Here is a 12,435-nt window from a genome sequence, read left to right as displayed (position 1 = left end):
AACTACTTGATGATCTTGGTGACACGTCCCGAACCAACGGTGCGGCCGCCTTCACGGATTGCGAAGCCGAGGCCCTCTTCCATTGCGATGGGCTGGATGAGCGCAACGGTCATCTCAGTGTTGTCGCCGGGCATAACCATTTCCGTGCCCTCGGGCAGGGTGATAACGCCGGTTACGTCCGTGGTGCGGAAGTAGAACTGCGGGCGGTAGTTGGAGTAGAACGGGTTGTGACGTCCGCCTTCGTCCTTGGAGAGGATGTAGACGTTGGCCTCGAAGTCGGTGTGCGGGGTGATGGAACCCGGCTTGACGACAACCTGGCCACGCTCGACATCGTCGCGCTTCAGACCGCGGAGCAGGAGGCCACAGTTCTCGCCGGCCCATGCTTCGTCGAGCTGCTTGTGGAACATCTCGATACCGGTAACCGTGGTCTTCTGGACCGGGCGGATGCCGACGATCTCGACCTCGGAGTTGATGGCGAGGGTTCCACGCTCGGCGCGGCCCGTAACAACGGTGCCACGACCGGTGATGGTGAAGACGTCTTCGATCGGCATCAGGAACGGCTTGTCGCGGTCACGTACGGGGTCCGGAACGGACTCGTCGACTGCAGCCATCAGGTCCTCAACGGACTTGACCCACTCGGGGTCGCCTTCCAGGGCCTTCAGGCCGGAGACGCGGACAACCGGAGCGTTGTCGCCATCGAAGCCCTGCGAGCTGAGGAGCTCGCGAACTTCCATTTCGACGAGGTCGAGGAGCTCTTCGTCGTCAACCATGTCGGCTTTGTTCAGCGCGACCAGCAGGTAGGGCACACCAACCTGGCGGGCCAGCAGAACGTGCTCGCGGGTCTGAGCCATTGGGCCGTCGGTAGCGGCAACCACGAGGATTGCGCCGTCCATCTGGGCAGCACCGGTGATCATGTTCTTGATGTAGTCAGCGTGGCCGGGGGCGTCAACGTGTGCGTAGTGACGCTTCTCGGTCTGGTACTCCACGTGGGAGATGTTGATGGTAATACCGCGCTGACGCTCTTCGGGTGCAGAGTCGATCGACGCGAAGTCACGCTTCTCGTTGAGAGTCGGGTACTTGTCGTACAGCACCTTGGAAATGGCGGCCGTCAGCGTCGTCTTACCGTGGTCAACGTGACCAATGGTGCCGATGTTGACGTGCGGCTTAGTCCGCTCGAACTTTGCCTTTGCCACAGGTTCCTCCTAGAACGTTTTCAAATGACATACCCTCCTGCCGCTCTTGTCGCGGCAGAAACTCAGGTAAGTCTACTTGGGGGGCTTTGGATTGGTGAAATTGCAGATTCAGGAACTAATACTAGTCCCTAGAGCCTGTTCGTGCAGATGGCCGGGAACCGGCTTGACCGGACGAATCCGACCGAACCCCGGCCACCTGCACCGGCTGTGCTTTCCGTAACCGGCAAGCGCACCCGAGTTTTTCGCTGCGAAAAGTCCGAAGGACTACTCGCCGCGGGTCTTCTGGATGATCTCGTCGGCAACTGCCTTCGGGACCTCGGCGTAGCTGTTGAACGTCATGGAGTACACAGCACGGCCCTGGGTCTTCGAGCGCAGGTCACCGATGTAGCCGAACATGCCGGACAACGGAACGTGCGCACGGATGACCTTGACGCCCTGTGCATCTTCCATGGACTGCATCTGGCCACGGCGGGAGTTGAGGTCACCGATAACTTCACCCATGTATTCCTCAGGGGTGCGGACCTCGACATCCATCAGCGGCTCAAGCAGAACCGGGTTCGCCTTGCGCGCAGCTTCCTTGAAAGCCATGCGGCCGGCGATCTTGAACGCCATTTCCGAAGAGTCAACATCGTGGTACGCGCCGTCAATCAGCGTGGCCTTGATGCCGACAACCGGGTAGCCGGCCAGGACGCCGTCGTTCAGCGCATCCTGGATGCCCGCGTCAACGGACGGGATGTACTCGCGCGGAACGCGGCCACCGGTGACCTTGTTCTCAAACTCGTACAGCTCGCCCTCGGCGGTGTCCAGCGGCTCGATCGCGATCTGGATCTTTGCGAACTGGCCCGAACCACCGGTCTGCTTCTTGTGCGTGTAGTCGTGGCGTTCGACGGCGCGCTTGATGGTTTCGCGGTAAGCAACCTGGGGCTTGCCCACGTTGGCCTCGACCTTGAATTCGCGGCGCATGCGGTCCACCAGGATGTCCAGGTGGAGCTCGCCCATGCCGGCGATGATGGTCTGGCCGGTGTCTTCGTTGAGGGACACCTGGAAGGTGGGGTCCTCAGCGGAGAGCTTCTGGATGGCCGTGGAGAGCTTCTCCTGGTCACCCTTGGTGTTCGGCTCGATGGCAACCGAGATCACGGGCTCCGGGAAGCTCATGGACTCGAGCACGATCTGGTTGTTGGCATCGCACAGGGTGTCGCCCGTGGTGGTGTCCTTCAGACCGATGGCTGCATAGATGTGGCCGGCGGTAGCGCCCTCGACGGGCATTTCCTTGTTGGCGTGCATCTGGAACAGCTTGCCGATGCGCTCCTTCTTGCCCTTGGTGGAGTTGACCACCTGGGCGCCTGCTTCCACGTGACCGGAGTACACGCGGATGAAGGTGAGCTGGCCGAAGAAGGGGTGGGCCGCAATCTTGAAGGCCAGAGCCGAGAAGGGCTCTTCCGAGGAAGGCTTGCGGGTCAGTTCCTTCTCTTCGTCGCGAGGATCGTGGCCGACCATCGGGGGGACGTCGAGCGGGTTCGGCAGGTAGTCCACCACAGCGTCGAGCATCGGCTGGACGCCGCGGTTCTTGAAGGCGGAGCCACAGAAGATCGGGTACAGCTCGGAGTTGATGGTCATCTTGCGGATGCCGGCCTTGAGCTCGTCGATCGAGATCTCTTCGCCCTCGAGGTACTTCTCCATGAGTTCCTCAGAGGACTCGGCGACCGTCTCAACGAGGTTCGCGCGGTACTCTTCAGCCTTTTCCTGCAGATCGGCAGGGATCTCGCGGATTTCGTACTTGGCACCCATGGTCACGTCGCCCTTGGCGTCGCCCGGCCAAACCAGGGCACGCATGTAAAGCAGGTCGACGACGCCGATGAAGTCGTTCTCGGCACCGATGGGCAGCTGCATGACCAGCGGCTTGGCACCGAGGCGGCTGATGATGGTGTCTACGGTGAAGTAGAAGTCAGCACCGAGCTTGTCCATCTTGTTGACGAAGCAGATACGCGGAACGTTGTACTTGTCAGCCTGGCGCCAAACGGTTTCCGACTGCGGCTCAACGCCTTCCTTGCCATCAAAGACGGCAACTGCACCGTCGAGGACGCGCAGGGAGCGCTCAACCTCAACCGTGAAGTCAACGTGGCCGGGGGTGTCGATGATGTTGATCTGGTTGTTCTCCCAGAAGCAGGTCACGGCGGCAGACGTGATGGTGATGCCGCGTTCCTTTTCCTGTTCCATCCAGTCAGTGGTCGAAGCGCCGTCGTGCGTTTCGCCGATCTTGTGGTTCACACCCGTGTAGAACAGGATGCGCTCGGTTGTGGTGGTCTTGCCGGCATCAATGTGGGCCATGATGCCGATGTTGCGGACCTTACTAAGGTCGGTAAGCACGTCCTGTGCCACGGGGTCTCCTTTTGGGATGGACTACACGTTCGCCGCCGGCTCTGTTGAGCCGGCGGCGCCCGGGGAGTATTACCAGCGGTAGTGTGCGAAGGCCTTGTTGGACTCGGCCATCTTGTGGGTGTCTTCGCGACGCTTCACAGCGGCACCGAGACCGTTGGACGCATCCAGGATTTCGTTCTGGAGGCGCTCGGTCATCGTCTTTTCACGGCGGGCCTTGGAGTAGCCAACCAGCCAGCGCAGGGCGAGTGCGGTGGAGCGGCCCGGCTTGACCTCAACCGGGACCTGGTAGGTGGCGCCACCGACGCGGCGGGAGCGAACTTCAAGCGAAGGCTTGACGTTGTCCATGGCCTTCTTCAGCGCTGCGACGGGGTCGCCACCGGACTTGGCGCGTGCGCCTTCGAGGGCACCGTAGACGATGCGCTCTGCAGTGGACTTCTTGCCGTCAACAAGCACCTTGTTGATGAGCTGGGTTACCAGCGGGGAGCCGTAAACCGGATCCGAAACGAGCGGCCGCTTGGGGGCCGGACCCTTGCGAGGCATATTACTTCTTCTCCATCTTTGCGCCGTAGCGGCTGCGGGCCTGCTTACGGTTCTTCACGCCCTGGGTATCAAGGGCGCCACGGACGATCTTGTAGCGGACACCGGGGAGGTCCTTAACACGACCACCGCGGACGAGCACAATGGAGTGCTCCTGCAGGTTGTGGCCAACACCGGGGATGTAGGCGGTGACTTCCACGCCGCCGTTGAGGCGAACACGCGCCACCTTACGCAGAGCCGAGTTCGGCTTCTTCGGGGTGGTGGTGTAAACGCGGGTGCAAACACCGCGGCGCATGGGGCTGCCCTTAAGCGCGGGAGCCTTGGTCTTTGAGACCTTAGGCGTGCGGCCCTTGCGGACCAGCTGGTTAATCGTAGGCACTCTCGTGTTCTCCGTTTTATCCGGAGTGGCTGTTTCCGGCCACTCTCTTGTTGCGTTGCCCCGCCGCCCGAGCCCTGAAGAGGATCTTCATGGCGGCGAAGGCGAAGCCTTTAATAGTCGGATCGCATACCGGGAAGGAGCTTGCGATCCCATCAGTCCCTAGGCATGCAAAAATGTGGCATACGTTGCACAAGAACCCTGCAAACCGGAAACGTCGCTCTGGTCCAACCTTTCAGCTGATACCGGCGCACTCATCCACTGCCACAATAACAATTGGTAACCAGTCTACCACGGACAGTGTCCAGGCCTTAATCGACGGGTTAAGGGGGATGGTCCCCACCGTGCGGTGCGGGACCATCCCTTTCGGCTAAGCCGGCTTCTGCTGGTTAGCGGAAGTCGTTGCCGAGGTCGTAGTCATCCAGCGGGATGGCGTGGAACTCGGGAACTCCGTCACCGCCCAGGGTGTCGTACGAGAAATCGCTGAATGCACTGGGGCCGGTGAACAGGTTGGCCTTCGCTTCTTCAGTGGGCTCGACCGTGACCTCCGTGTAGCGCGGGAGGCCCGTGCCGGCGGGGATCAGCTTACCGATGATGACGTTCTCCTTCAGGCCAAGCAGCGGATCGCTCTTGCCTTCCATGGCCGCCTGCGTCAGGACGCGGGTGGTCTCCTGGAAGGAAGCGGCCGAGAGCCAGGACTCGGTGGCCAGCGACGCCTTGGTGATGCCCATGAGCTCAGGACGTCCGGAAGCCGGAGTCTTGCCCTCGGACACAACGCGGCGGTTGGCCTCCTCGAACCGGCTCCGCTCGGCGAGCTCGCCGGGCAGCAAGTCCGATTCACCGGACTCGATGACCGTGACGCGCCGCAGCATCTGGCGGACGATAACCTCGACGTGCTTGTCGTGGATACCGATGCCCTGGCTGCGGTAGACGCCCTGGACCTCGTCCACCAGGAACTTCTGGGCGGCACGCGGACCCATGATGCGCAGGACCTGCTTGGGGTCCACGGGACCGTTGATCAGCTTCTGGCCAACGGTGACGTGGTCACCGTCTTCGATGAGCAGGCGTGAACGGCGCAGGACCGGGTAAGCGATCTCTTCCGTTCCGTCATCCGGGGTGATGACCAGGCGCATCTGGCGCTCGGACTCTTCGATGGTGATGCGGCCGGCTGCTTCGGCAATCGGCGCGACACCCTTCGGAGTACGGGCTTCGAAGAGCTCCTGGATACGGGGCAGACCCTGGGTGATGTCGTCGCCACCGCCGGCGGAAACTGCACCACCGGTGTGGAACGTACGCATGGTCAGCTGGGTACCGGGTTCACCGATGGACTGTGCGGCAATGATGCCCACGGCCTCGCCGATGTCCACGGTCTTGCCGGTGGCCAGCGAACGGCCGTAGCACAGGGCGCAGGTGCCGACGCTGGACTCACAGGTGAGGACCGAGCGGACCTTGACCTCGGTGATGCCTGCCTTGAAGAGTTCCGCGATGACGACGTCGCCGCAGTCGGTGCCGGCGGCTGCGAGGACATTGCCCTCGGAGTCCACGACGTCGACGGCCAGCGTACGGGCGTAGGCGCTGTTCTCGACGTTCTCGTCCAGGACGAGCTCACCGTTGGAATCGGCGACGGCGATGGGCGTGACCAAGCCGCGCTCGGTGCCGCAGTCTTCTTCACGGACGATGACATCCTGCGAGACGTCCACCAGGCGACGGGTCAGGTAACCCGAGTTGGCGGTACGCAGGGCGGTATCGGCCAGGCCCTTACGGGCACCGTGCGTGGCGATGAAGTATTCCAGCACCGACAGGCCCTCACGGTAGGAGGACTTGATGGGGCGCGGGATGATCTCACCCTTCGGGTTGGCCACCAGGCCACGGATACCCGCGATCTGGCGGACCTGCATCCAGTTACCACGTGCACCGGAGGACACCATGCGGTTGATGGTGTTCATCGGTGAGAGGCTCTCGCGCATCACCGAGGCGATGTCGTTGGTGGCCTTGTTCCAGATCTCGATCAGTTCCTGGCGACGCTCGTCGTCGTCGATCAGGCCCTTGTCGTACTGGCCCTGGATCTTGGCGGCCCGTTCCTCGTAACCGGCAAGGATTTCCGGCTTGGCAGCCGGGACCTCGATGTCGGAGATGGCAACCGTGACGCCTGAGCGGGTGGCCCAGTAGAAACCGGCGTCCTTCAGGTTGTCCAGCGTTGCCGCGGTGACGACCTTCGGGTAGCGCTCGGCGAGGTCGTTGACGATCCGGGACAGTTCGCCCTTGTCGGCAACAGCCTCGACCCAGGGGTAGTCCTCGGGCAGGGTCTCGTTGAAGAGGACCTGGCCCAGGGAGGTCTGGACGAGAGCGGGCTGACCCTGCTCCCAGCCTTCCGGAGCTTCCCAGCCGGCGTAGGGCACGAAGCCTTCGAGCCGGATCTTGACCTGCGAGTTCAGGTGCAGCTCGCGGGCGTCGAACGCCATGATGGCTTCCGAAACCGAACCGAAGATGCGGCCTTCACCGGCTGAACCCTTGCGCTTGGTGGTCAGGTGGTAGAGGCCGATGATCATATCCTGCGAGGGCAGGGTGACCGGGCGTCCGTCGGAGGGCTTCAGGATGTTGTTCGAGGACAGCATCAGGATGCGGGCCTCAGCCTGCGCCTCGGGGCTCAGCGGCAGGTGGACTGCCATCTGGTCACCGTCGAAGTCTGCGTTGAACGCGCCACAAACCAGCGGGTGCAGCTGGATTGCCTTGCCTTCAACAAGCTGCGGCTCGAACGCCTGGATGCCCAGGCGGTGCAGGGTAGGTGCACGGTTGAGCAGCACCGGGTGTTCGGTGATGATCTCTTCGAGAACGTCCCAGACCTGCGGGCGGTAGCGCTCCACCATCCGCTTGGCCGACTTGATGTTCTGGGCGTGGTTGAGGTCAACCAGGCGCTTCATCACGAACGGCTTGAAGAGCTCCAGGGCCATCTGCTTGGGCAGGCCGCACTGGTGCAGCTTCAGCTGCGGGCCGACGACGATGACCGAACGGCCGGAGTAGTCGACGCGCTTGCCGAGGAGGTTCTGGCGGAAACGGCCCTGCTTGCCCTTGAGCATGTCGCTCAGGGACTTCAGCGGACGGTTGCCCGGTCCGGTGACCGGACGGCCGCGGCGGCCGTTGTCGAAGAGGCTGTCAACAGCTTCCTGAAGCATGCGCTTCTCGTTGTTGACGATGATCTCCGGAGCACCAAGGTCAAGCAGGCGCTTGAGGCGGTTGTTCCGGTTGATCACGCGGCGGTAGAGGTCGTTCAGGTCGGAGGTCGCGAAGCGGCCACCGTCCAGCTGGACCATCGGGCGCAGTTCCGGCGGGATCACCGGGACGGCGTCGAGCACCATGCCGAGCGGGCTGTTGTTGGTGGTCAGGAACGCGTTGACCACCTTCAGGCGCTTGAGGGCGCGGGTCTTGCGCTGGCCCTTGCCGTTGGCGATGATGTCGCGCAGCAGGTCGGACTCAGCCTGCATGTCGAAGTTCTCAAGACGCTTCTTGATGGCCTCGGCACCCATGGAGCCTTCGAAGTACATGCCGTAGCGGTCGCGCAGTTCGCGGTACAGGCCTTCGTCACCTTCGAGGTCCGCGACCTTGAGGTTCTTGAAGCGGTCCCAGACCTGCTCGAGGCGCTCGATGTCGGCGTCGGCGCGCTTGCGCACGTTGGCCATCTGGCGGTCGGCGGAGTCGCGGGCCTTCTTCTTGTCCGCTGCCTTGGCGCCTTCGCCCTCGAGGCGTGCGATTTCGCCTTCGAGGTCGCGGGCGATCGCGGCGATGTCGGCGTCGCGGTTGTCGATCAGCTGCTTCTTCTCGATGTCGTGCTCAACCTGCAGGTTGGGCAGTTCCTCGTGGCGGGCGGCCTCGTCGACGCTGGTGATCATGTAGGCGGCGAAGTAGATGACCTTTTCGAGGTCCTTCGGAGCCAGGTCAAGGAGGTAGCCCAGGCGGGACGGAACACCCTTGAAGTACCAGATGTGCGTGACGGGAGCGGCCAGCTCGATGTGGCCCATGCGCTCACGGCGGACCTTGGCGCGGGTGACTTCGACGCCACAGCGCTCACAGATGATGCCCTTGAAGCGCACGCGCTTGTACTTGCCGCAGTAGCACTCCCAGTCCCGGGACGGGCCGAAGATCTTCTCGCAGAAGAGGCCGTCCTTCTCGGGCTTGAGCGTGCGGTAGTTGATGGTTTCCGGCTTCTTAACCTCGCCGTACGACCAGCCGCGGATGTCTTCCGCGGTGGCGAGGCCGATCTGCATGAGGCCGAAGGAGGATTCGCTGGACATATGGTCCCTGTTCTCTCTTGTTCTCTAAATTCTGAAGTCTTGACGGCGCCGGGGTTTCGACAGCTCAACCACCGGGCGCCCTGGGTGCGGGAGGAGGGAGGGGGCGTACGACGGCGGGTGGTCACCCGCCGTCGTCAGCCTCCTGCTAGACCTCTTCTACGGAGCTGGGCTCTGCGCGAGACAGATCGATGCCCAGTTCTTCCGCAGCCGTGAAGACTGCGTCATCAGAGTCACGCATTTCAATTGTGGTTCCGTCCGTGGAAAGCACTTCCACGTTCAGGCACAGCGACTGCATTTCCTTGATCAAGACCTTGAAGGATTCGGGAACACCCGGCTCGGGGATGTTCTCGCCCTTGACGATCGCTTCGTAGACCTTCACGCGGCCGTGGATGTCATCCGACTTGATCGTAAGGAGCTCCTGGAGCGTGTAGGCGGCGCCATAAGCTTCGAGCGCCCACACTTCCATTTCACCGAAGCGCTGGCCACCGAACTGTGCCTTACCACCCAGCGGCTGCTGCGTGATCATGGAGTACGGGCCGGTGGAGCGCGCGTGGATCTTGTCGTCCACCAGGTGGTGGAGCTTCAGGATGTACATGTAGCCGACCGAGATCGGATCCGGGAACGGTTCGCCGGAGCGGCCGTCAAACAAGCGGGTCTTGCCCGAGGAGTTGATCAGGCGGTCGCCGTCACGGGTCACGTTGGTGGAATCCAGCAGGCCCGTGATTTCCTCTTCGCGGGCACCGTCGAACACCGGCGTGGCAACAGTGGTGGGGCCACTCTCGCGCGGCAGGTTCGGCAGCTGCTTGACCCACTCGGGCTCGCCTTCGATCTTCCAGCCGGTCTTGGCAACCCAGCCGAGGTGCGTTTCGAGCACCTGGCCCACGTTCATGCGGCCCGGAACACCCAGCGGGTTCAGGACGATGTCAACGGGGGTGCCGTCGGCAAGGAAGGGCATGTCCTCGACCGGGAGGATCTTGGAGATAACGCCCTTGTTGCCGTGGCGGCCGGCGAGCTTGTCGCCGTCGGTGATCTTGCGCTTGGCGGCCACGTAGACGCGGACCAGCTGGTTCACGCCCGGGGCAGCTCGTCGTCGTTGTCGCGGTCGAAGACGCGGACGCCGATGACGGTGCCGGACTCGCCGTGCGGCACCTTCAGGGAGGTGTCGCGCACTTCGCGGGACTTCTCACCGAAGATGGCGCGCAGCAGGCGCTCTTCCGGGGTCAGTTCGGTTTCACCCTTCGGGGTGACCTTTCCGACCAGGATGTCGCCTGCTTCAACCTCGGCACCGATGTGGATGATGCCGCGCTCGTCCAGGCCGGCCAGGACTTCCTCGGACACGTTGGGGATGTCACGGGTGATCTCCTCGGCACCAAGCTTGGTGTCGCGGGCATCGATCTCGTGCTCCTCGATGTGGATGGAGGAGAGGACGTCCTCGGCAACGATGCGCTGCGAGAGGATGATGGCGTCCTCGAAGTTGTGGCCTTCCCAGGACATGAATGCCACGAGCAGGTTCTTGCCGAGTGCAAGTTCACCCTGGTCCGTTGCCGGGCCGTCGGCGATGATGCCGCCGACTTCCAGGCGCTGGCCTTCGTTCACCAGGACGCGGTGGTTGTAGCAGTTGCCCTGGTTGGAACGGGCGAACTTGTTGATGCGGTAGTTGGTCTCGGTACCGTCGTCGTTGAGCATGATGACGAGCTCGGCGGAAACCTCGGTGACCACACCGGCCTTCTTGGCGATGACAACGTCACCTGCGTCGACGGCGGCGGCGCGTTCCATGCCGGTACCCACGAACGGGGCCTCGGAACGGACCAGCGGCACGGCCTGGCGCTGCATGTTGGCACCCATGAGTGCACGGTTGGCGTCGTCGTGCTCCAGGAACGGGATCAGGGCGGTTGCCACGGACACCATCTGGCGCGGGGAGACGTCCATGAACTCGACGTCGGCGGCGGGAACCAGGACGGGCTCGCCTCCACCACCGCGGGCACGGACCAGGACAGTGTCCTCGGCGAACTTGTTGTTCTCGTCCAGCGGGGCGTTGGCCTGCGCGATCAGCACCTCGGCCTCGTCGTCGGCCGTCAGGTACTGGACGTCGTCGGACACGACGCCGTCCTTGACCAGCCGGTACGGGGTTTCGATGAAACCGAACGGGTTGATCCGGCCGTAGGACGCCAGCGAACCGATCAGGCCGATGTTCGGGCCTTCAGGAGTTTCGATGGGGCACATACGTCCGTAGTGGGACGGGTGCACGTCACGGACTTCCATGCCGGCACGGTCACGGGACAGACCACCCGGGCCAAGCGCGGACAGGCGGCGCTTGTGGGTCAGGCCCGAGAGCGGGTTGTTCTGGTCCATGAACTGGGACAGCTGGGACGTTCCGAAGAACTCCTTGATGGCTGCAACCACAGGGCGGATGTTGATCAGGGTCTGCGGCGTGATGGCCTCGACGTCCTGGGTGGTCATACGCTCGCGGACGACGCGCTCCATGCGGGACAGGCCGGTGCGGACCTGGTTCTCGATGAGCTCGCCGACGGCGCGGATGCGGCGGTTGCCGAAGTGGTCGATGTCGTCGATTTCGACGCGCAGGTCCACTTCCTGGCCATCGCGGGTGCCCTTGATGGTCTTCTCGCCGGCGTGCAGCGCGACGAGGAACTTGATCATGGCAACGATGTCTTCAACGTGCAGGACCGAGGCTTCCTTGTCACCAAGGGAGCGGTCGATGCCGAGCTTGCGGTTGATCTTGTAGCGGCCAACCTTGGCCAGATCGTAGCGCTTGGAGTTGAAGTACAGGTTGTCCAGCAGGGACTGGGCAGCCTCGACGGTGGGCGGCTCGCCCGGACGCAGCTTGCGGTAGATGTCCAGCAGGGCGTCTTCGCGGGTCTCGGTGGCGTCCTTCTCCAGGGTTGCCCGCATGGAGTCGTACTGGCCGAACTCTTCGAGGATCTGGCCTTCGGTCCAGCCGAGGGCCTTCAGCAGGACGGTCACGGACTGCTTGCGCTTGCGGTCAAGGCGGACACCTACCTGGTCGCGCTTGTCGATCTCGAGCTCGAACCAGGCACCGCGGGACGGGATGATCTTGGCGGTGAAGATGTCCTTGTCGCTGGTCTTGTCAGCGGCGCGCTCGAAGTAGGCGCCCGGCGAACGGACCAGCTGTGAGACGACGACACGCTCGGTGCCGTTGACCACGAAGGTACCCTTCTCGGTCATCAGCGGGAAGTCGCCCATGAACACGGTCTGCTGCTTGATTTCGCCCGTGTTGTTGTTCATGAACTCGGCCTTCACGTACAGCGGAGCCGAGTACGTTGCGTCCCGGTCCTTGCACTCGGCCATTGTGTACTTGGGGTCAGCGAACTCCGGATCGGAGAAGCTCAGGGACATGGTGCCCTGGAAGTCCTCAATCGGGGAGATCTCTTCAAAGATGTCCGACAGGCCGGACGTGGTGGCGACGCTGAGATCGTTTTCTTCGACAGCCTTTGCCACGCGTGCCTGCCAGCGCTCATTGCCGACCAGCCAGTCGAAGCTGTCTGTCTGCAGGGCAAGCAGATTCGGAACGTCAAGAGGTTCGTGAATCTTTGCGAATGAGAGCCGGCGAGTGGCACCATCAGTGCTGTCGGCGGTGTTAGCGGTTTCGTTATTAGAGGTGCTCGAGGCGACCAAGAGGGAT

5 protein-coding genes and 1 pseudogene are annotated in these 12,435 nt (G+C 62.8%); all 6 read right to left on the bottom strand.

Annotated elements, in window-relative coordinates; translation table 11 throughout:
* Positions 1-2: 2 nt before the first annotated feature.
* Positions 3-1,193: an elongation factor Tu gene (gene tuf / locus ACX5I6_RS10845; RefSeq protein WP_018760460.1), complete on the bottom strand. Its 1,191-nt coding sequence runs from the start codon at positions 1,191-1,193 to the stop codon at positions 3-5.
* A gap of 264 nt (positions 1,194-1,457) precedes the next feature.
* Positions 1,458-3,572 (bottom strand): elongation factor G, encoded by a 2,115-nt coding sequence (gene fusA, locus ACX5I6_RS10840; RefSeq protein ID WP_018760461.1) that lies wholly within the window; start codon positions 3,570-3,572, stop codon positions 1,458-1,460.
* Positions 3,573-3,641: 69 nt separating this feature from the next.
* Positions 3,642-4,112, bottom strand: a complete 471-nt coding sequence (rpsG, locus tag ACX5I6_RS10835; RefSeq protein ID WP_003803829.1) for a 30S ribosomal protein S7 — start codon at positions 4,110-4,112, stop codon at positions 3,642-3,644.
* Between the two features lies 1 nt (position 4,113).
* Positions 4,114-4,488 carry a 30S ribosomal protein S12 gene (gene rpsL / locus ACX5I6_RS10830; RefSeq protein ID WP_009358312.1) on the bottom strand — a complete coding sequence of 125 codons (375 nt, stop codon included), beginning with the start codon at positions 4,486-4,488 and terminating at the stop codon, positions 4,114-4,116.
* 386 nt (positions 4,489-4,874) lie between these two features.
* Positions 4,875-8,774, bottom strand: a complete 3,900-nt coding sequence (locus ACX5I6_RS10825; protein WP_461840481.1) for a DNA-directed RNA polymerase subunit beta' — start codon at positions 8,772-8,774, stop codon at positions 4,875-4,877.
* 145 nt (positions 8,775-8,919) lie between these two features.
* Positions 8,920-12,428: pseudogene (gene rpoB / locus ACX5I6_RS10820) on the bottom strand (DNA-directed RNA polymerase subunit beta).
* Between the last annotated feature and the right edge of the window lie 7 nt (positions 12,429-12,435).

The organism is Arthrobacter sp. MMS24-T111 (assembly GCF_054888995.1).
Note: the sequence above shows the minus strand (reverse complement) of the source record. Positions and strands in the feature narration are given on the sequence as shown.